The 20,925-nt window shown below is 67.7% G+C and carries 18 protein-coding genes; 10 read left to right on the forward strand and 8 right to left on the reverse strand.

Annotated elements, in window-relative coordinates; translation table 11 throughout:
• Positions 1 to 2 precede the first annotated feature (2 nt).
• Entirely contained in the window at positions 3 to 926 is a 924-nt protein-coding gene (puuE, locus tag DMB80_RS02160) for an allantoinase PuuE (RefSeq protein WP_111508379.1), read from the forward strand.
• Here the strand turns inward: puuE and DMB80_RS02165 are convergent.
• Together DMB80_RS02165 and DMB80_RS02170 are read right to left on the reverse strand one after the other, a co-directional pair.
• Entirely contained in the window at positions 923 to 2,485 is a 1,563-nt protein-coding gene (locus DMB80_RS02165; protein ID WP_111508380.1) for an NCS1 family nucleobase:cation symporter-1, read from the reverse strand. The genes puuE and DMB80_RS02165 overlap by 4 nt on opposite strands.
• Before the next feature lie 53 nt (positions 2,486 to 2,538).
• Positions 2,539 to 3,261 carry a GntR family transcriptional regulator gene (locus tag DMB80_RS02170; RefSeq protein ID WP_111508381.1) on the reverse strand — a complete coding sequence of 241 codons (723 nt, stop codon included), beginning with the start codon at positions 3,259 to 3,261 and terminating at the stop codon, positions 2,539 to 2,541.
• Between the two features lie 73 nt (positions 3,262 to 3,334).
• Here DMB80_RS02170 and DMB80_RS02175 point away from each other — a divergent pair, with 73 nt between their 5' ends.
• The gene (locus DMB80_RS02175) at positions 3,335 to 4,279 is read left to right on the forward strand and encodes an alpha/beta fold hydrolase (protein ID WP_338043847.1); all 945 of its coding nucleotides are present in this window, start codon (positions 3,335 to 3,337) and stop codon (positions 4,277 to 4,279) included.
• On the opposite strand, the gene DMB80_RS02180 is transcribed toward DMB80_RS02175, so the two are convergent.
• Complete coding sequence (locus DMB80_RS02180) at positions 4,272 to 4,928, reverse strand: TetR/AcrR family transcriptional regulator (protein WP_111508522.1); 657 nt, start codon at positions 4,926 to 4,928, stop codon at positions 4,272 to 4,274. The genes DMB80_RS02175 and DMB80_RS02180 overlap by 8 nt on opposite strands.
• A 134-nt stretch (positions 4,929 to 5,062) precedes the next feature.
• Here DMB80_RS02180 and DMB80_RS02185 point away from each other — a divergent pair, with 134 nt between their 5' ends.
• From DMB80_RS02185 to DMB80_RS02195, 3 genes are all read left to right on the forward strand, one after another.
• The gene (locus DMB80_RS02185) at positions 5,063 to 6,322 is read left to right on the forward strand and encodes a cytochrome P450 (protein ID WP_111508383.1); all 1,260 of its coding nucleotides are present in this window, start codon (positions 5,063 to 5,065) and stop codon (positions 6,320 to 6,322) included.
• Positions 6,323 to 6,395: 73 nt separating this feature from the next.
• Entirely contained in the window at positions 6,396 to 8,384 is a 1,989-nt protein-coding gene (locus tag DMB80_RS02190; protein ID WP_205538485.1) for an SDR family oxidoreductase, read from the forward strand.
• Entirely contained in the window at positions 8,381 to 9,415 is a 1,035-nt protein-coding gene (locus tag DMB80_RS02195) for a nucleoside hydrolase (RefSeq protein WP_276131511.1), read from the forward strand. Before DMB80_RS02190 ends, DMB80_RS02195 begins: the two co-directional genes overlap by 4 nt.
• On the opposite strand, the gene DMB80_RS02200 is transcribed toward DMB80_RS02195, so the two are convergent.
• The 3 genes from DMB80_RS02200 to DMB80_RS02210 form a co-directional block, all read right to left on the reverse strand.
• Positions 9,402 to 9,824: an organic hydroperoxide resistance protein gene (locus DMB80_RS02200; protein ID WP_046361738.1), complete on the reverse strand. Its 423-nt coding sequence runs from the start codon at positions 9,822 to 9,824 to the stop codon at positions 9,402 to 9,404. The two genes, DMB80_RS02195 and DMB80_RS02200, sit on opposite strands and share 14 nt — an antisense overlap.
• A 99-nt stretch (positions 9,825 to 9,923) precedes the next feature.
• A complete protein-coding gene (locus DMB80_RS02205; protein WP_111508385.1) occupies positions 9,924 to 11,462 on the reverse strand; it encodes a DNA polymerase Y family protein in 1,539 nt (512 codons plus the stop codon).
• A 45-nt stretch (positions 11,463 to 11,507) separates the two neighbouring features.
• A complete protein-coding gene (locus tag DMB80_RS02210; protein ID WP_111508386.1) occupies positions 11,508 to 12,191 on the reverse strand; it encodes a hypothetical protein in 684 nt (227 codons plus the stop codon).
• Positions 12,192 to 12,348: 157 nt separating this feature from the next.
• On the opposite strand from DMB80_RS02210, the gene DMB80_RS02215 reads away from it, so the two are divergent.
• Genes DMB80_RS02215 through DMB80_RS02235 form a run of 5 tightly spaced genes read left to right on the forward strand, consistent with a single transcriptional unit; the run spans position 12,349 to position 17,529 of the window.
• The gene (locus DMB80_RS02215) at positions 12,349 to 13,341 is read left to right on the forward strand and encodes an alpha/beta hydrolase (RefSeq protein WP_111508387.1); all 993 of its coding nucleotides are present in this window, start codon (positions 12,349 to 12,351) and stop codon (positions 13,339 to 13,341) included.
• Positions 13,342 to 14,169, forward strand: coding sequence for an SDR family NAD(P)-dependent oxidoreductase (locus DMB80_RS02220; RefSeq protein WP_111508388.1), 828 nt, complete (start codon positions 13,342 to 13,344; stop codon positions 14,167 to 14,169). It abuts the gene before it with no gap.
• A 12-nt stretch (positions 14,170 to 14,181) separates the two neighbouring features.
• Positions 14,182 to 15,111 carry a hypothetical protein gene (locus DMB80_RS02225; RefSeq protein WP_048424649.1) on the forward strand — a complete coding sequence of 310 codons (930 nt, stop codon included), beginning with the start codon at positions 14,182 to 14,184 and terminating at the stop codon, positions 15,109 to 15,111.
• 3 nt (positions 15,112 to 15,114) lie between these two features.
• On the forward strand, positions 15,115 to 16,614 hold the full coding sequence (locus DMB80_RS02230) for a flavin-containing monooxygenase (protein ID WP_111508389.1): 1,500 nt from the start codon (positions 15,115 to 15,117) through the stop codon (positions 16,612 to 16,614).
• Positions 16,615 to 16,632: 18 nt separating this feature from the next.
• Positions 16,633 to 17,529: a MerR family transcriptional regulator gene (locus tag DMB80_RS02235; protein WP_111508390.1), complete on the forward strand. Its 897-nt coding sequence runs from the start codon at positions 16,633 to 16,635 to the stop codon at positions 17,527 to 17,529.
• Positions 17,530 to 17,535: 6 nt separating this feature from the next.
• Here DMB80_RS02235 and guaA read toward each other — a convergent pair whose 3' ends face one another.
• Positions 17,536 to 19,095, reverse strand: coding sequence for a glutamine-hydrolyzing GMP synthase (guaA, locus tag DMB80_RS02240; RefSeq protein WP_111508391.1), 1,560 nt, complete (start codon positions 19,093 to 19,095; stop codon positions 17,536 to 17,538).
• A gap of 29 nt (positions 19,096 to 19,124) precedes the next feature.
• Positions 19,125 to 20,891: a GMC family oxidoreductase gene (locus DMB80_RS02245; protein ID WP_111508524.1), complete on the reverse strand. Its 1,767-nt coding sequence runs from the start codon at positions 20,889 to 20,891 to the stop codon at positions 19,125 to 19,127.
• Positions 20,892 to 20,925: the final 34 nt, after the last annotated feature.

Here is a 20,925-nt window from a genome sequence, read left to right on the forward strand (position 1 = left end):
CGATGGCCGACGCGGAACCCGACAGCTACCCGCGCGACATGGTCGGCTACGGCCGCACGCCGCCCGACCCGCAGTGGCCCGGGGGCGCCGCGCTCGCAGTCCAGTTCGTCCTCAATTACGAGGAGGGTGCCGAGAATTCGGTGCTGCACGGCGATCCGGCCTCGGAGACCTTCCTGTCGGAGATGACGCCGGCCGAGGCATTCCCCGACCGCCACATGAGCATGGAGTCGCTCTACGAATACGGGTCGCGCGCCGGGCTGTGGCGACTGCTGGACGTGTTCTCGCGCCGTGGAGTCCCCTTGACGGTCTTTGCCGTCGCCCGCGCCCTGCAACGCAACCCCGACGCCGTGGCTGCGTTCACCGAGCTGGGCCACGAGATCGCCTGCCACGGCCTCAGATGGATCTCCTATCAACGAGTTACCGAAGACGTCGAGCGCAGGCACATGGCCGAGGCCGTGCAGATCTTGCGGGAACTGACCGGAGCGGCACCGCGAGGGTGGTACACGGGGCGCGACTCTCCCCATACCCGCGGACTGGTGGTCGAGCACGGCGGATTCGCCTACGACTCGGACTCCTATGCCGACGATCTGCCCTACTGGGTGCGGGTCAGCGGTACGAACCATCTCGTCGTGCCCTACACGCTGGACACCAACGACATGCGATTCGCCTCTCCCGCCGGCTTCTCCAACGGTGAGGAGTTCTTCGCCCATCTGCAGGACGCTTTCGACGTGCTGTACGCAGAGGGGCTCGCCGGACGCCCCAAGATGCTGTCAGTCGGACTGCACTGTCGGCTGGCAGGCAGGCCCGCGCGCAGCCGAGCGGTGGAGAGGTTCCTCGACCACGTGCTGTCTCACGATCACGTGTGGCTGGCCCGGCGCATCGAGATCGCCGAGCACTGGCGCGAGGTCCACCCGCCCGAGCGTTAGCCCTGGCTCACCGGCGCGACGGCAAACCGGGCGGTCCGGGTGGCCAGCAGATAGTAGAGCCCGAAACCGATGCCACACCCGATGAACCAGCTGTACTGCGCGGCGGTGTGCATGCCGACCACCGAGCCGCCCAGCAGGACCGGGATCACCGCGGCCACGGCGGCGACGACCGTCGTGATCACTGCTGCGGGGTTGTATCCCTTGGTATAGTAATAGGTTCCGTTCTCGTCCAGCGTGAACAAGTCGTCGATCACGACGCGCTGCTTGTGCACCAGGTAGTAGTGCGCGATCAGCACCCCGAACAACGGGCCGATGAACGCTCCGAGCGTCTCCAGCGTGTAGTGGATGACCTCCGGGTTGTTGTACAGGTTCCACGGCGTGATGAGGACCGATCCGACCGCAGCGATCATGCCGCCGGCGCGCCAGCTGATCCGCTGCGGGCTGACGTTGGAGAAGTCGAAGGCCGGGGAGATGAAGTTGGCGACGATGTTGATGCCGATGGTCGCGATGGTGAACGTCAACGCGCCCAACACGATCGCGAAGGTCGAGTCGATACGCGCGACGGTGGCGACGGGATCGGTGATCAGCTCGCCGAACACCGGCACCGTCAGCGACGCGGTGACGACCACCAACAGCGAGAACACCAGGAAGTTCACCGGGAGCCCGAGGAAGTTACCACGCTTGACCGCGGCGAATGACTTGCCGTAGCGGGAGAAGTCGCCGAAGTTGAGCATCGGACCGGAGAAGTACGAGACGACCAGCGCGATGGCGCCGAGCATGACCGGCACCGAATCGAGCCCGGTGTAGGTGACGTCGCCGAGGTTGAGGTCGATCGCTCCCCATCCGGCCTTGTAGATCAGGTAGCCGCACAGCAGGAACATCACGACATACACTGCGGGACCGCAGAAGTCGATGAACCGACGGATAGCCTCCATGCCGCGCCAGAAGACGCACGCCTGCAGGATCCACAGCAGGATGAAGCTGCCCCAGCCCAGCAGCGGCAACCCGAGGAAACCGTGCGTGTCGACATCCGCATACGGGGCGAGACCGGGAAAGAGTTTGAGCAACACCACATCCAGCGCTGCCGAGGCCAGGTAGGTCTGAATGCCGTACCAGGCCACCGCGATCAGGCCGCGGATGATCGCGGGTATGTTGGCACCCAGCACGCCGAACACGCTGCGGCAGATCACCGGATACGGCACACCGGTGGCCTGACTGGGTTTGGCGACGAGGTTGCAGAACACGTAGACGATTACGATGCCGATCAGCAGCGCGGCAAGCACCTGCCAGCTGGCGAGCCCGAGCGCGAAGAGACTGCCCGCGGTGACGTAGCCGCCGACGCTGTGCACGTCGGACATCCAGAACGCGAAGATGTTGTACGAGGACCAGGTCTGCTTGCCCAGCGGCGCGAGGTCCTCGTTGGTCAACCGTGGGTCGTACCCCGGTTTGATGACGCCACCCCCGACAGGGTGACCGGACGCTTCGACGATGTCCCCTGCGCCGACGACCGTGCCGGGCGGGAGATCCTTGGCAGCCTGGGGCGTGTCGATCTCGGTCATGCGCGGACCGTAACCACGGTGTGTTGCGCCGGTGTTTCGGCGAAAACACTCCGCTATTGCGGGAAAGATATATCCGCTGCCAGCAAGCCGGCATCGGTCGGCAGCGTCGCGATCAGGGCGTTGAGGCGCTGGGAGTGCGTCTCGGACGCAGTCAGCAACTCCTCCACGTCGCCGGCGAGGAACGCGCGCACCATCTGGCAGTGGTCGGCGTGCAGATCCGCCCGGTCCGCCGCACGCACGTGCACCATCGACTGCACCGGTTCGGTGACATTCCAGGCGGATTCGAGCATGTGCAGCAGGCGGTACATGCGCGAGGGCCGCGTGAGAGCGAGGTGGAACTCGCGGCTCTGCCGGTGGTAGGCAGCCGGATCGTCGGCGCGCAGCGCCTCGTGCAGAACGTCGTTGGCGGTCATGACGGCCGCGCGATCGGCGTCGGTGGCATTGGCGATCGCCGCCGCCAGCGAGGCCGTCTCCAATGTTTCTCGCACGATGTACATTTCGCGCAGTTCCTGGCGGGTCAGCTGTGCCACCGCATATCCGGCGTTGCTCCGGTGCGCCACCAGCCCTTCCCCGATCAGCGTCTTGAGCGCTTCGCGTACCGGAATCTGGCTCACGCCGAACAGATCGGCGACATCGGCCAGCGGGATGGGGCTGCCGGGCGGCACCGCGCAGTAGAGGATCACTCGGCGCAACTCGTCGAGGATCGCGTGCTGGGGCCGGCCCGGCTGGTCGACGACGAGCTTGTCGAGCAGGGCGGACCGCCGACGTGACGCCATGGCGTCACGGTAGGTGGCCAATGTTTCCGCCGTGCTACCCGAGGGGGCCCCGTCGCCGACGTATCATCCGTGGGTGCGCCTTCGGCCCTGGGTGACCCGCGCGGTCAAGGAAGCCGAGGCAGCGGTCGGGCTCGGTCCCGGCGAACCGCCGTCGTGGTTCACCACGGCACTCGACGCGAAACCCGAGCGCTCGAGCATCGATGTCGAGGGATGCACGGTGCGCTACCGCACATGGGGCGACCCCCGGCGCCCGGCGTTGGTGCTGATCCACGGCGGCGGTGCACATTCGGGGTGGTGGGATCACGTCGCACCATTGCTGTCCCGGCAGCACTACGTCATCGCCCCGGACCTCAGCGGCCACGGAGACAGCGGACGTCGACCCGAGTACGCGCTGGAGACGTGGTCTCGAGAGGCGCTCGCGGTGGGAACCGCTCACGACGCCGATGCTCGACCCTTGATCGTCGGCCACAGCATGGGCGGCTGGGTCGCGGCCACCACCGCCGTCCACCACGGGCCCGACATCGAGGGCATCGTGACCATCGACACCCCTCTGCGCGATCGCGCCCCCGAGGGAGGGCGGATGGACAACCGTGGGCGCAAGCCTGCGGGGTACCGCAGCCGCACGGAGATCATCTCGCGATTCCGGCCCATCCCGACGCAGGACGAGGTGCTGCCGTTCGTCGCGGACCACATCGCCGCCGAATCGGTGCGTCGACAGGACGGGCGCTGGTTCTGGAAGTTCGATCCGTGGGTGTTCGCGCTGTCCGACAACTCCTTCGTGTCCACCGACCAGGAGCCGCTGGAGGAGATCTTCGCGGCCATGCGGTGCCGCACCGGCTACATCCTGTGCGAACGGGGCATCGTGCCCGTCGAGATGGCGCAGCTCATCGAGTCGGTGCTGCAACTTCGCGGACCGTTCATCCAGTTGGCGGTGGCCGGCCATCACCCGATGCTCGATCAACCACTGAGCCTCGTGGCGACACTGCGCACGCTGCTCGAGATGTGGTCGATCACCTAGCCGACGAACCCTCACCCCGCGGGACAGGACTCAAATACAAGGCCCCCCAGACTATTTCGGTCAAACTGTGCGCGAGTTCGGCATCGTAGTCGGGAGGGCGGTGCGGCAGATTCTGCTGACAGGTGCGCTCGACCATCCAGCACAGAGCGCTGGCGCTGGTGGCGGCCGGCAGTTCCCCTCGAATCGTGCCGTCCCTCTGACCATCCACGATGACCGTGGTCAGGCGGTCAGCGATCGAGGTGAGCAGGTCGCGGTACGTCGACGACACCAGCGGGTCATACCCGGCCATCTCCTGCAGGGCGACCAGCACCGGTTGATGCCTCCGGTACCCGGCGATGATGCCCGACATGGCGGCGTGGATGTCGCGGGGATCGCGGCGCGAGGCCACACCCCACCAGAGTTCTGCGCTGTCGGCGAGGTCACCGAACACCTGGCCGGCGAGGCGGCGCACCAGCTCGCCTTTGTCCTGGAAATAGACGTAGAAATTGGCCCGGGACATACCCGCCTCGGTGGCCAACCGGTCGACGCTGAGTTCGGTGAAGCTCGCCCCGTCCCGCATCAATCGCTCGGTCGCGTCGAGCAGTCGTCGCTCGATGTCTTCACGACGCTGCTGGCGCGTGGCCTGCGTTCTGCGGGTGACCGACGGCATGTCCGCCAGTATGACAGCTGGGCTGGCCACCATGTCTAGGCACAGTGTCTAGGCAACTTGACTGACGATCTGTCTAGACATACCGTCGGAGCCATTCGTTTGTGACCGGCGTCATATTGATGGAGGTTCCTCCCATGACAGCGACCGCTGCCACCCCCCGTCCCTACGACCCCGTCGATCTGTCGTCCCGCGCGTTCTGGGCGACCACGGCGCGGGAGCGGGAGCAAGCATTCGCTGCGCTTCGCGGCGAGCGACCCGTGAGCTGGCACCCTCCGGTCGAGGATTCGCTGATGGCCGACCCCGACGATCCCGGCTTCTGGGCGGTCACCCGCCGCGACGACATCGTCGCGATCAGCCGGGACAACGACACGTTCCTGTCCGGCAGGGGCGTGCTGTTCGAGAACGTCCCGGAGGAACTGCTGGAAGCGTCGCAGTCGTTCCTGGCGATGGACCCGCCTCGGCACACGTTCCTCCGCAAGCTGGTCAGTGCCGCCTTCACCCCGCGACAGGTCCGCCGCATCGAGGACTCGATCAAAGCCAATGCCACGACGATCGTCGAGGAGCTGCGCGCCGCGGGGAGCGGGGCGGATTTCGTCACGTACTGCGCCAAGGAATTGCCGATCCGCACGCTGTCGGACATGGTCGGCATCCCCGAGGCCGAGCGCCAACAGATCGCCCACTGCGCTGACGCGATGGTGTCCTGGGCCGACCCGGTCTTCCTCGGGGGCCGTCCGCCGCTGGAGGTTCTGTTCGAAGCGCAGATGTACGTCCATCAGGTGGCCAATCGACTCGCCGCAGAACGGCGCGAGAATCCGGGAGACGACCTCTTCAGTGCGTTGGTCAACGCCGAGGTGGACGGAGACCGGTTGTCCGACAACGACGTCGCGGCGTTCTTCGTGCTGCTCGCGGTGGCAGGCAACGACACCACCCGCCAGACCACCAGCCATGCACTGAAGGCGTTGACCGACTTCCCCGACCAGCGCGCCTGGCTGCTGGAGGACTTCGACAACCGGATCGGCACGGCGGTGGAGGAATTCGTCCGATGGGCGTCGCCGGTGATGACGTTCCGCCGGACGGCCGCGAAGGACACCGAGATCGCCGGGCAACCGATCAGCGCCGGCGAGAAGGTCGTGATGTTCTACTCGTCGGGCAATTTCGACACCGAGGTGTTCGACCACCCTGAGCGCCTCGACCTCGGCCGTCACCCCAACCCGCACGTCGGATTCGGCGGTGGCGGCGTGCATTTCTGTCTCGGCGCGAATCTCGCCCGAGCGCAGCTGCGCGCGATCATCGGTGAGTTGCTGCATCAGCTGCCCGACATCTCGGCCGGCGAACCGGAATACCTGGTGGGCAACTTCATCCACGGCATCCGCAGTATGCCCTGCACCTTCTAGGCTTTCCGCCGTCGTCCGCTGCGTCCCGGTGCGGTTGTTGACGTTTGCCCGTCAGCAGGCGAGCATGTCCCGCATGCGCTATGTCGTTACCGGCGGTACCGGGTTCTTGGGACGTCACCTCGTGGACCGGCTCCTGGCCCGTCCGGGCACCGAGGCGGTGCACGTTCTGGTGCGCGGGCAGTCGTTGAACCGGTTCGCACACCTGGCCGAAGGGTGGGACGAGCGGGTGTCACCGCTGGTCGGCGATCTGACAGCACCCGCGCTGGGTCTCGATGACCAGCAGCTCGTCGCACTCGGTCAGGTCGACCACGTCATGCACTGCGCCGCGCTCTACGACATCACCGCACCCGAGGATCAGCAGCGGGCCGCGAATGTGGAGGGCACCCGATCGGTCATCGCGCTGGCCCTCCGCCTGGGCGCCACGCTGCACCACGTGTCGTCCATCGCCGTGGCGGGCACGTTCCGCGGCGAGTTCACAGAGGACGATCTCGACGTCGGTCAGCAGCTGCCGACGCCCTATCACCAGACGAAGTTCGAGGCCGAGCTGTTGGTCCGGTCGACGGCCGGACTGCGCTACCGCATCTACCGACCGGCAGTCGTCGTCGGTGACTCCCGGACCGGCGAGATGGACAAAGTCGACGGGCCCTACTACTTCTTCCCGATCCTGGCCACGCTGGCGGCGTTGCCCCGCTTCACCCCGATGATGCTGCCTGCTGCCGGCCGTACCAACCTCGTGCCCGTCGACTACGTTGTCGACGCGATCACGACGCTCGGCCACCTCGACGGACGCGACGGACAGACGTTCCACCTGACCGCTCCGACGACGACCGGGTTGCGCGGCATCTATCGCGGTGTGGCGCCGGCGGCCGGCCTGCCTCCGCTGGTGGGGTCACTGCCACGGGGCGTGGCCGGCCCGTTCCTGCACGCCCGCGGGCGCGCAAAGGTGTTGCGGGACATGGCCGCGACCCAGTTCGGCCTGCCCGCCGAGATCCTCGACGTCGTCGAGCTGGAGCCGACGTTCACCCGTGCACACACCGATGAGGCGTTGCGGGGCACCGGGATCACGGTGCCCGAGTTCGCCGACTACGCGCCGAAGCTGTGGCGCTACTGGGCGCAGCATCTGGACCCGAACCGGGCGCGACGCGACGACCCTCTGGTCGGTCGGCATGTCATCATCACCGGCGCCTCGAGCGGGATCGGCCGGGCCTCGGCGATCGCGGTGGCCGCTCGGGGGGCATGCGTGTTCGCGTTGGGCCGCAACGCCGACGCGCTCGACGAGGTGGTGGCCGAGATCCGCGCCGCCGGCGGGCAGGCGCACGCGTTCTGCTGCGACGTCACCGATTCGGCGGCGGTCGAGGACACCGTCGCCGCCATCCTCGAGCGATTCGGCCACGTCGACTATCTGGTCAACAATGCCGGGCGGTCGATCCGTCGGTCGGTGATCGCGTCGACGGACAGGTTGCACGATTACGAACGCGTGATGGCGGTCAACTACTTCGGCCCGGTACGGATGGTGCTGGCCCTGCTCCCCCACTGGCGCGAGCGGCAGTTCGGTCATGTCGTCAACGTCTCCAGCGCCGGGGTCCAGGCGGGCAACCCGAAATACAGTGCCTACATCCCCAGCAAGGCTGCCCTGGATGCATTCTCCGAAGTCGTTGGCACCGAGACCCTTTCGGATCACATCACGTTCACCAACATCCACATGCCGCTGGTTGCGACGCCGATGATCGCTCCGTCACGTAGGCTCAACCCGATGCCTCCGATCACCGCCGAACACGCGGCCGCCATGGTCATCCGCGGGCTGGTCGACAAGCCGCCGCGCATCGACACCCCGGTCGGCACACTCTCGGATTTCGGCACCTACTTCACGCCCCGGCTCTCCCGACGTGTGCTGCACCAGCTGTATCTGGGCTACCCCGACTCGCCGGCCGCGCGAGGTGTGGCCGAACAGCGCCCGATTCCGGCGCGCCCGGCCCGGCGGCCGCGGCGGACGGTGCCGGCGGTGCGGGTACCGCGGCCGGTCAAGCAGGCGGTGCGACTGGTGCCCGGCGTGCACTGGTGAGCGCGGCGCGCCTGCCGGTGTTCTGCGATGTCGACACCGGCGTCGACGACGCGATGGCGCTGGTGTACCTGTTCGGCAGCGCGGAGGCCGAGGTGGTGGGGATTGCCTCGACCGCAGGGAACGTCGGTGTGCAACAGGTCTGCGAGAACAACCTCGGCCTGCTCGAACTATGCGGCGTCACAGGGGTTCCGGTGTCCAAGGGTGCGGACGCGCCGCTGGCGATCCCGCTGCGCACCGCCGAGGACACGCACGGGCCGCGGGGGTTGGGGTACGCACAGCTTCCGTCAGCCACCGCGAGCCTCACCGACCACGACGCCGCGCAGGCCTGGGTGCGTGCCGCGCACGCCCGTCCCGGCGAGCTGATCGGGTTGGCCACCGGACCTCTGACCAATCTGGCGTTGGCGGTGCGCGCCGATCCAGAGCTGCCGAAGCTGCTGCGCCGCCTGGTGATCATGGGCGGTTCCTTCGACTATCGCGGCAACACCACCCCGGTCGCGGAGTGGAACACCAGCGTCGATCCGGAATCGGCGGCCGAGGTGTTCGCGGCCTGGAATGGTGCGGAGCACCTGCCGATCGTGTTGGGGCTCAACATCACCGAGAACATCGCGATGACCCCGGAGTTGCTGAGCCGGCTCGCCGAGGCCGCGGGCGCACCCTCGCGGATGATGTCGGTGCACGACCCACGCGGTACGGCCTCGACCGCCGACAACCCCGTGATCCGGGTGCTCGAAGACGCGATGCGGTTCTACTTCGAGTTCCACCACGATCAGGGTGAGGGGTACCTGGCCCACCTGCACGATCCGCTGGCTGCGGCGGTCGCCCTCGACCCTGACCTGGTGACCTGTCGAGCCGCCCCCGTCGACGTCGAGCTGACCGGGACGCTGACGCGTGGCATGACGATCGCCGACTGGAGCGGCCACTGGGGCCGCGAACCCAACGCACTCGTCGGCGTCGACGTCGATGCGGCGGCGTTCTTCGACCACTTCATCGACCGGGTCGCGACGTTCGCCCGCAGTGTCAGTCGTCGGTGACGGTGAGCTTCACGTCGATGTTGCCGCGTGTGGCGTTGGAGTACGGGCACACCTGGTGGGCCTTCTCGGTCACCTCGCGCGCGGTCTCCGCGTCGACGTTGGGCAGGGTGATCTCGAGTTCGACAGCCAGACCGAATCCGCCGTTGTCGAGCTGACCGATCGACACCCGGGCGCCCACAGCCGAATCCGAGACGTCGACCTTGTCCTGGCGCGCTACGAGTCGCAGCGCGGAGTGGAAGCATGCGGCGTACCCGACGGCGAAGAGCTGCTCGGGATTGGTGCCGTTGCCACTGCCGCCCATCTCCTTCGGGATGGCCAGATCGAAGTCCAGGCGACCGTCCGAGGATCGGCCGTGGCCGTCACGGCCTTCGCCGGTGGCCAGGGCTTCTGCGGTGTAGAGCGTCTTCATTCGTCGTCCTTTCAGAGGTGGACCAAGATCTCATCTGAACAATAGGACGCAATTGAGTTGTGCGCAACCAATATGGCTCTGCTCCTGTCTTTCGGACGGCTACTCGTACCGGCCCTCGATGTACCACCGGCGCTGCCGATAGCACAGCAGCAGCGCCTCCTGCCGGTCACCGCCGAGCAGCACCTGTGCGCGCGCGGTGCGACCTCCGCCGGCCGCCGCGGTGTCCCACCACCGTTCGTCGACCGGCCACGGTCCGGTCCACCAGGACAGCCGACCGGACCTGCCCGGCGCGCTGAGCTGGGCAGGATCGGCGGAGAACAATCCCCGCGCGGTGACGCGCACCGGATTCCCCTGCGCGTCGAGCACATCCACCGGATCGTCGAGCAGCACCGACGGGGACGGCTCGGGAAGCTGCCCGGGCCACGGCTGCCCGGGGTCGGCCCGGGGGACGAGTTCGTCACCGAGCGGGGTGAGGGTGATCCGCTCGGCGGGGCCCCGCCCTCCGCTGAGAACCGGCACTTTCACCGCGTCGGGACCGAGCAACCCCTGGACCCGCACGAGCGCCCGCCGCGCACGCAGCCGGTCCTCCTCGCCGATCCCGCCCCACAGCGGGAGCTGCAGAGCCTCGGCCGAGACCACCTCCACCGGCCGCAGCCGCAGCATCGTGATCGGCGCACCCGGGCGCTCGCTCTCATGCCGGCGGTTCAGCCACCCGTCGAGCTGCCAGCGCACCCGGTCGGCGGTGGCGTCTTCGGTGAGAGGCTCGGCGCATCGCCAGACGCGTTCGAGCTCGCCACCGTTCGCGGTCACCGCATGGATGGCCAGTCGGGTACAGCCCACGCCCGCCGCCTCGAGGCTGCGGTGCAGCCGGCCGGCCAGCGCCCGCCCGGCGAAAGCGGCCGCGTCCACCCGCTCGATGGGCGGATCGCAGTCCATCTCGACGTCGAGTTCCTGATCGGGTTCTCGCCCTGAGGGACCCCGACCGGGCTCCCCGCGCGCCAGCTGGTGGGCAGCCACCGCATCGGCGCCGAAGCGGGACGCCACATCACTACGGGACACCTCGGCGAATTGCCCTATTGTCCGAATACCCATGCGCCACAACAGATCTACCAGTTCAGCGCGGGTCCCGGAGGCCAGGCTGGGTTCGGTGGCCAGCGCCTTGACCGACAACTCCGACAGGAACTCGGCATCCGATCCCGGGTCGACGATCCGGCCCGCTCTCGCGGCGAAGACGGCCGTGGGCAATTGGTCGGCGACGCCGACCTGACACTCGGCACCCACTGCGGCCACGGCATCGACCAACCGTTCCGCCGTCACCTGCTCCGAGCCGAAGTACCGGGCAGCCCCGCGTACCGACAGCGCCAGCAGACCCGGACGCAGCACCTCCGCTCTAGGCACGAGCTCGTCAACGGCAACGGTCACCCGTTCGAAGTGCCGGGCGTCGCGTGCCGGGTCGGCGGTGACGACATGCAGGTCCGGGCACCGGGCCTGTGATTCCCGTCGCCGAATCCCGCGCCGCACCCCCGCCGATCGCGCCGCAGCCGAACACGCCACCACCCGGTTGGCGAGTGTCACTGCGACCGGCACCGTGGGCGGGAGGCCGGCCGCCGCCGCAGCGGCCACCGCCGGCCAGTCCATGCACCAGAGCGCCAGCACCCTGCCCGAGGATCGGGAGCCGGCCACCTAGCCGTTCACCACCCGGTTGAGCGGCACCCGCCCCCGGGCCCGCATCGCCAGACGTACCCGACCGATCCGCCCGCAGCCAGGAACAGGCGACCCATCCCCCGGACCGGCGATGTCGAAGCCGCTGACCGCGGCTTCCAACCGAGTGGAAGCACCCTGCCAGATGCCGTCGGTGACGAGCAGCGTGCACCCCCGCTGGCGCGCACGAGCCACCACCGCCCTGGCCCGGGACGGCGGCACCGACCGGCCCCCCAAGCCGAGCACCACCAGATCCATCCCGTCCATCAGCACGGCCGCCACCTCGACCGGGTCGGCCCCCGGCTCCGGGATCACAGCGATCCGGCTCAGATCCGCCCCCATCTCCACCGCCGCGAGCAGACCCACGTCCGGCTGGCCGATGATCGCGACGTGGCCCCCCTCGGCCGTCACGGCGGCGACGATCTTCAACTCCAGCGACCGCGCGCCCGACACCACCGCCACGGTTCCCCGTGGCAGCACCCCCAGATCCGACACCTCCAGCAAACTATTGTCAGGCTGTGCGACCGTTTCCGGGGCTGCCGCCACAGGCGCGGACCGACGGCCGGCCCCTACCTTCCCCGACACCGACGCCATCTGCCGACGAAGCTGTTCCAGCTGGTCAGCACGGGTGACAGGGCATCGATTCACCGCCTTCACCCCTGTCACAACTGCACCGTGCATATCATCCGCCTCACTCGATGTTCGAATGTTTGTTCGATGCCGCCAGTAAACACCCACCCACCGACATCGTCAACCAAACCCAACCTGCCATCGTCGAATAGTGTCATTGACAAATGTCAGCATTGGATGTTGTATCCCTCCAATGCTCATCGGAGAGATCGCCACCGACCTGACCCACCGCGGGTCCCACCGGTCCCGCAGTGCCGCCGCACTCGCCGGACTGACCCTGCGTCAGCTGAGTCTGGTCCTTTCGCCCGATCAACCATGGGGACTGTGGACCTCGCGGCAGATCGTGGCCCGGCTGATGGACACCTTCGGCCCCTCCCTCGCCGGCACCCGGACAGAACCCGTCGACGTCCGCACCCCTGACGGTGGGCGCGTCGTCGGCGAATGGGTCTGGGGCCGAGGCGTTCCCCGCGACACCACCCGAGCGATCTACTTCGTCCACGGCAGCGGTTTCGCGCTCTGCTCGACCCGCACCCACCGGAGGCTGGCGTCCTGGCTCTCCCGACTGACCGGAATCGGGGTCTTCAGCATCGATTACCGGCTGGCGCCGCAGCACCGATTCCCCACTGCCGCCGACGATGTCCGCCGGGGCTGGGAGTGGCTCACCGGTGAGCACGGAATCGCCCCCGAACGCACGGTGATCGCCGGCGATTCAGCCGGCGGCCACCTCACCGTCGATCTGCTGCTGCAGCCAGACGTCCACCACCCTGCGGGCATGGTGTTGTTGTCACCGCTGCTGGACCTCACGTTCGGGTTGGCCCGGACCCGCGAACGCACCCGCCCCGACCCCGCGATCCGCTCTCGCGACGCTGCTCGACTGGTCGAGTTGTATTGCCGGGGAATCGAACACACTCACCCCAGACTGAAACTCGAGGTGGCTCAGGGGCGGACCCTGCCCCCGGCGCTGATCCAGGCCGGCGGCGCCGAGATGCTCGCCGCCGATGCGATCGCGCTCGCCGAAGACCTGCGGGTCGCCGGTGGCGAAGCCCACCTGCAGATCTGGCCCGACCAGGTCCACGTCTTCCAGGCCCTGCCCCGCCTCACCCCCGAAGCGGTGCCCGCGATGCGCGACGTCGCCGGTTTCATCGCCGATGTCCTGGCCCAGCCCATGATCGAGCGGGCCGGCTAGATGATCGTCTTCGGAACCAGACGCAGCCACCGTGCCGATGCGGTGATCACCGGTGCGGGCAGCGGTATCGGCGCTGCGTTCGCCACCGAGCTGGCTCGCCGCGGCGGCCGGGTGCTGTGCAGCGACATCGATCTCGACGCTGCCACGGCCACGGCTGACACGCTCCGCAGCACCGGAATCGACGCCTCGGCTGTCCGCTGCGACGTCACCGACATCGATGACGTGTACCGGCTCGCCGACGCTGCCCACTCGTTCTTCGGCGGTGCGCCCACCGTCGTCGTCAACAACGCCGGCGTCGGCGCCGGTGGCGCTCCGATCGGGGAGATCGAGCTCGCCGACTGGAGGTGGGTGCTCGGGGTCAACCTGTGGGGGCCGATCCACGGCTGCCACGTGTTCGCCCCGATCCTGCGCGCGGCCGGCCGCCCCGCAGGCATCGTCAACGTCGCCTCCGCAGCCGCATTCGGCGCCGCGCCAGGGATGGCGGCCTACAACGTGAGCAAGGCGGGCACGCTGTCCCTGTCGGAGACGTTGTCGGCCGAACTCGCCGGCACCGGCGTCACCGTGACCGCGCTGTGTCCCACGTTCGTCAAGACGAACATCGTCAGCGCAGGCCGAATCTCCGACCGCTCCACCCATCTCGCCGACAACCTGATGCGCTGGATCGGCTTCTCCCCCGACCGGGTGGCCCGCACCTGCCTGGACACCCTCGACCGCGGCGGCCTGTACTGCATGCCGCAGCCCGAAGCCCGGATCGGCTGGGGCATCAAACGTTTCACCCCGACGGTGTACACCCGCGCCGCCGGCCTGATCACTCGCGTCACCACCTAGGAGGAGACACCGATGGCACACGCCACGATGGACATGGACGCCATGCTCGCCAAGATCAAGGACAGGCAGTGGGCACTGGCCGACATCGACTGGAACGCACCGGGCGCCGAGACGATCACCGACGAGATGCGGCCCAAGCTCAAGGCGTTCATGGCCGATCTGTGCTGGATCGAGAACGTCGGAGCCCGCGGGTTCGCCGCGCTGGCCAAGAAGGCCCCCACGCCGACGATCGCCGAGATCTACCGGTACTTTCACGCCGAGGAGCAGCGCCATGCCAATGCCGAACTGGCGCTGATGAAGCGGTGGGGCATGCTCGACGGCGACGAGATGCCGGAACCGAACGTCAACATCCGGCTGGCCATCGACTGGCTCGACGCCTACTCCGACGACATGTCGCTGTCGATTCTCGGCACCGTGATCCCGATGCTCGAGGTGGCCCTCGACGGGGCGCTGCTGAAGTTCCTGCTCGAAGAGGTGCACGACCCCGTCTGCCACCAGGTGTTCGAGAAGATCAACAATGACGAATCCCGGCACATCGCAGTTGATTTCGCGGTGCTCGACATGATCGGCCACAGCGACCTGCGCCGTCTGATCGTGCAGTTCGTCGGCAACATCGCCTCCCCCGCTCTCATCATGGGCATGATCATGTATGTCCCGCTGCTCAACCGGATGCGCAACAACATCATCGACATGGGCCTACAGCCCGAAAAGTTGTACAACGCCATGAAGCGGTTCCAGACCCTGGGTGAGCGCGGCGAAAAGACCTGGCGGGTACCGACGTACCAGCTGCTCAAGTACCACGGACGCGCAGTGATCAACCCCCGCAACCCCTACCACTGGCTCGCCAACCCCATGGTGTGGGCGTCCGACTACTACCCGAAGATGCTGTTGCGGCCCATCCCCTCCTGGTTCAAGGAGCTCACGCACGAGCCGGCGGCCTGACCCATGGCCCAGACACACATCCACGACACCCTGATCGTCGGCGCCGGCTTCACCGGGCTGGGAGCAGCCATCAAGCTGAAGAAGTCAGGGGTCGACGACATCGTCATCGTCGAACGCGCCGACGATGTCGGCGGGACCTGGCGTGACAACACCTACCCCGGGGTGGCCTGCGACATCCCGACGATGCTGTATTCGTTCTCGTTCGCCCGTAACCCGGCCTGGTCGCGGATGTACCCGTCCGGCGGCGAGATCCGAGACCACATCCGAGATCTCACCGATCAGCACGATCTGCGCCGGCTGATCCGATTCGGTACGGAGGTCACCGGCCTGAGCTTCGCCGAGGACACCGGAGTGTGGACGGCAACGACGAACGGCCGCAGGAAGATCTGCGCCCGCACCGTCGTGCTGGCATCGGGCCCGCTGGCCGATCACAGCCTGCCTGACATCCGCGGGATCGAGACGTACAAGGGCACCAAGATCCACAGCGCCTCGTGGGACCACGATTTCGACGTCACCGGCAAGAGGATCGGCGTGATCGGCACCGGCGCCAGCGCCGTGCAACTCGTTCCCGAACTGGTCAAGGACGCCGCCTTCGTCAAGGTGTACCAACGCACCCCCGGCTGGGTGCTGCCCCGTCCCGATGTCGGCATCCCCGATTCGGTCCAGCAGCTGTTCGCCAAAGTCCCTGCCGCACAGGAGCTCACACGTCAGGCATTGTTCTGGGGGCACGAGGCGTGCGCGGCCGCCCTGGTGTGGAACACCCCGCTGACCGGATTGGTGTCGGCGTTGGGTCGCGCGCATCTGCGCCTGCGGATCAAGGACAAGTGGCTGCGTCGCCAGCTCACCCCGGACTTCACTCCCGGATGTAAGCGGATGCTGATCTCCAACGACTACTACACCGCGTTGCAGAAGGAGAACTGCAAACTCATCGACTGGCCGATCGCGACGCTGAGCCCAGCCGGTATCCGCACCAGCGACGGGATCGAACACCATCTCGACGCGATCGTGTTCGCCACCGGTTATGACGTCCACCTGTCCGGCCCACCGTTTCCCGTCACCGGACTGGGGGGCCGCTCGCTCCAACAGGACTGGGCGGCACATGCCGAGGCGCACAAGAGCGCCAGCGTGCACGGCTACCCCAACCTGTTCCTGATGACCGGCCCGAACTCCGGGCCCGGCCACAACTCGCTGCTGGTCTACATCGAGGGGCAGATCGACTACGCGGTCGCCGGTATCACCACGATCCTGGCGCAGAACCTGCGGTACCTCGACGTGCGCGCCGACGTGCAGCGCCGGTACAACGCCGCCATCCAGCAGCGGTTGACCAAGACGACCTGGATGTCGGGCTGCAGCAGTTGGTATCTGACGGCCGACGGCTTCAACGCGTCGATGTACCCGGGACTGGCGACACAGTATCTTCGACAGATGCGCCAATTCCGGTTCGACGACTATGCCGCGGTGGCACACGGGGCGCAGGTGCGCGCCGTGTCGTCCACCGCCTGACCGAAGTTCCCGACCGAGATGTCCCAGCCGAAGTCCAGCGGACCGATCCCGACGATCCTGCGACGTATCCGCCGCGGTTCGCGTGACGTCGTCGAAGCCGCGGTGTCGCAGCTGTTCGACGCTGCGGTGCATCCACACGGTGTCACCGAATCCGGCGAGTACCGGATCGACGAGCTGGCTCGGCTGGGTGGGACGACGACCCGCAATGTGCGCGTCTACCGGGACCGCGGTCTGCTGCACCCGCCGTTGCGGGTGGGCCGGATCGCGCTGTTCAACGACACCCACCTGACCCGGCTGCGTCTGATCACGTCGCTGCTCGACCGCGGCTACAACATCGCCCACGTCAACGAGATGCTCTCGGCGTGGGAGCAGGGCAAGAACATCGGGGACATGCTGGGTCTGGAGTCCGCGATCGCGGGCAGCTGGGCCACCGAGAAGCCGCAGCGGATGGCACTCGCCGAGGCCCGCGACACCGTCGGCGACGACGCCGCGTTCGACCGCATGGTCGCCCTCGACATCATCCGCGTCGACGGCGATCACGCCACGGTGGTGCGGCCTACCCTGGTCGAGGTCCTGGCCGAGATCCACCGATTCGGCGTGGCGTACGACAAGCTCATCGACATCCACGAGCAGGTCAGTCCGCTACTCGATCAGATCAGCGCGATCCTGGTGCGGGCCGGCCTCGAGGAGGTGGTCGACAAGATCAACCCCGGAGCCGCGATGCCGGATGACGTCACCGTCGCCGAACTGATCACCACCTTGGTGCGGTTCCGGACCCAGGCGGTGAGTGCGGTCAGTGCGACACTGGCGTTTTCGATCGAGTCCGCGGTCGAGACGACGGTCGCGACAATGCTCGGGGATCTCATCGAGAAAAGCGAGAAGACCGACACCGACGGCAGTGGCACGGGCGAGTAGGAGTGCTCACTCCCACTCGATCGTGCCGGGCGGCTTGCTTGTGATGTCCATCACAACCCGGTTCACTTCGCGCACCTCATTGGTGATGCGCGTGGAGATTCGCTCCAGCACCTCGTAGGGCACGCGGGTCCAATCCGCGGTCATCGCGTCCTCGCTCGACACCGGCCGCAGAACGATCGGATGCCCGTAGGTGCGGCCGTCGCCCTGCACCCCGACCGATCGCACGTCGGCGAGAAGTACCACCGGGCACTGCCAGATCTGGTGGTCCAGGCCGGCCGAGGTGAGCTCCTCGCGAGCGATGGCATCGGCGCGGCGCAGCGTGTCGAGGCGGTCCGCGGTGACCTCGCCGACGATCCGGATGCCCAGACCGGGACCCGGGAAGGGCTGGCGCGCAACGATGTCCTCGGGCAGCCCGAGTTCGCGTCCGACCGCACGGACCTCGTCCTTGAACAGCAACCGCAGCGGTTCGACGAGCTTGAACTTCAGGTCTCCCGGCAGTCCACCGACATTGTGGTGGCTCTTGATATTCGCCGTGCCGGTGCCGCCACCGGATTCCACGACGTCGGGATACAGCGTGCCCTGCACCAGGAACTCGACGTCCCCTTCGGCCGCCCCCAACGCATCCCGCACGGCGCCTTCGAACGCCCGGATGAATTCGCGGCCGATGATCTTGCGCTTGCCTTCGGGGTTGGTCACCCCGGACAGTGCTTCGAGGAAACGGTCGGCGACGTCGACGGTGACGAGGTTGGCGCCGGTGGCGGCGACGAAGTCGCGCTGGACCTGAGCGCGCTCGCCGGCGCGCAGCAGGCCGTGGTCGACGAACACGCACGTCAGCCGGTCACCGATCGCTCGCTGGACCAGCGCAGCTGCGACCGCGGAGTCCACGCCGCCGGACAGTCCGCAGATGGCCCGGCCGTCACCGATCTGCGTGCGGACCTGCTCGACGAGGGCATCGGCGATGTTGGCCGGCGTCCATGTCGCATCGATGCCGGCGAACTCGTGCAGGAAACGGCTGAGCACCTGCTGGCCGTGCGGGCTGTGCATGACCTCGGGGTGGTACTGCACACCGGCCAGCCCACGCGCCCGATTCTCGAACGCCGCCACCGGCGCACCGGAACTGGTGGCCACGACGTCGAACCCGGCCGGCGCCTCGGTGACCGCGTCACCGTGGCTCATCCACACCGGCTGCCTGTCCGGCAGATCCGAATGCAGTTCTCCGCCCACGACATTCAGCTCGGTGCGGCCGAATTCACTGGTGCCGGTGTGCGCGACGGTGCCGCCCAGCGCCTGGGCCATCGCCTGGAAGCCGTAGCAGATCCCGAACACCGGGATGTCGAGATCGAACAGCGCCGGGTCGAGTTGCGGCGCACCCTCGGAGTACACGCTGGCCGGCCCGCCGGACAGGACGACTGCGCGCGGGTTGCGCGCCTTGATCTCATCGACGGTCGTGGTGTGCGGGATGACTTCGGAGAACACCCGCGCCTCCCGCACCCGCCGTGCGATGAGCTGGGCGTACTGGGCACCGAAATCGACCACCAGCACCGGGCGGGGAGCAGCAGAATCCACCCGGACAGTCTAGTGGGACGGCTCGGACGTCAGGCGCCCTGCGCGTCGGCGGTGGTGGGATCGCGCCGATTGACCGTCTCTGCGCTCACCCCCCAGTCCAGCGCCGCAGGCGCGCCCGCGGGCACCACGGGGCGCGCGGGCTCGATGGGGTCGAGCCGCCGGTAGGGCTGCCCTTGGGCGGGCCGCAGATCCTGCTCGCCCTTGTTCGGCCACAGCGATGCGGCGCGTTCGGCCTGCGCGGTGATCGAAAGTGACGGATTGACGCCGAGATTGGCGGAGATCGCCGCCCCGTCGACCACCGACAGCGTCGGGTAGTTCCACACCCGGTGGTAGGCGTCGATGACGCCGTGCTCGGCGCTGTCACCGATGACCGCGCCGCCGAGGAAGTGTGCGGTGAGCGGAATGTTGAACAGCTCACCCCAGGTGCCGCCCGCCACGCCGTCGATCTTCTTGGCGATGCGGCGGGTGACCTCGTTGCCCACCGGAATCCACGACGGGTTCGGCTCGCCGTGGCCCTGCTTGCTGAGATAGCGGTGGAAGCCGAACCGGGTGCGCTTGGTGAACGTCGTGATCGAGTTGTCCAGGTTCTGCATGACCAGCGCGATCATCGTGCGCTCGCTCCACCGGCGGGGATTGAGCAGCCGCATCGTGCCCCTCGGATCCTCACGGGCGGTGCGCACCAGCTGCTTCCACCGCGGGACATCGGTGCCCTCGGGCCCCGCACCGTCGGTCATCAGCGTCTGCAACAGACCCATCGCATTGGAACCCTTGCCGTACCGGCACGGTTCGACATGCGTATCGGACGTCGGATGGATCGACGACGTGATCGCCACGCCGTGGGTGAGGTTCAGGTCGTCGGCGACACGAAGTCGGCCTGCGCCGACGATCGACTCGGAGTTCGTGCGGGTGAGCATCCCGAGACGATCGGAGAGCTTCGGCAGCCGCCCGGTGTCGCGCATCTTGAACAGCAGCCGCTGGGTGCCGTAGGTGCCGGCCGCGACGATCACCTGGTTCGCGGTGAAGGTGCGGCGGGTGCGCCGCAGCCAGCTGCCGGTGCGCACGGTGCGGACCTGCCATGTGCCGTCGGGGCGCTCACTGAAGTCGGTGACCGTCGTCATCGGCTCGATGTGCGCACCGGCCTTCTCGGCCAGCCCGAGGTAGTTCTTGATCAGGGTGTTCTTGGCGCCGAAGCGGCAGCCCGTCATGCATGATCCGCACTCGATGCAGCCGGTGCGCGCCGGACCGGCACCACCGAAGTACGGATCGGGCAGGAGCTGGCCGGGCCGCTTCTCGCCGTCGGGGCCGAAGAACACTCCGACCGGCGTCGGCACCCAGGTGTCGCGGCAGCCCATGTCCTCGGCGACTTCCTGCATGATGCGGTCGGCGTCGGTGACGGTCGGGTTGGTGACCACGCCGAGCATCCGCTGCGCCTGGTCGTAGTGCGGCAGCAGCTCGGAGCGCCAGTCGGTGATCTCGCGCCACTGCGGATCGTTGAAGAACGGTTCCCGCGGCACGTAGAGCGTGTTGGCGTAGTTCAGCGAGCCGCCGCCCACGCCGGCGCCGGCCAGGATCATCACGTTGTTCAGCAGGTGGATGCGCTGGATGCCGAACATGCCGAACCGCGGCGCCCACAGGAAGCGACGCAGATTCCACGACGTCTTGGCGAAGTCGGGATCCTCGTAGCGTTTACCCGCTTCCAGGACGAGGACCTTGTAGCCCTTCTCGGTGAGTCGTAGGGCGCTCACGCTGCCACCGAACCCCGAACCGATGATCACGACGTCGTAGTCAGGCTTCATGTCGTCCATTATGAACTTACCGTCCAGTAGTTTC

This window comes from Mycobacterium kyogaense (assembly GCF_003254575.1).
In the GTDB taxonomy this organism is placed as follows: Bacteria; Actinomycetota; Actinomycetes; order Mycobacteriales; family Mycobacteriaceae; genus Mycobacterium; species Mycobacterium kyogaense.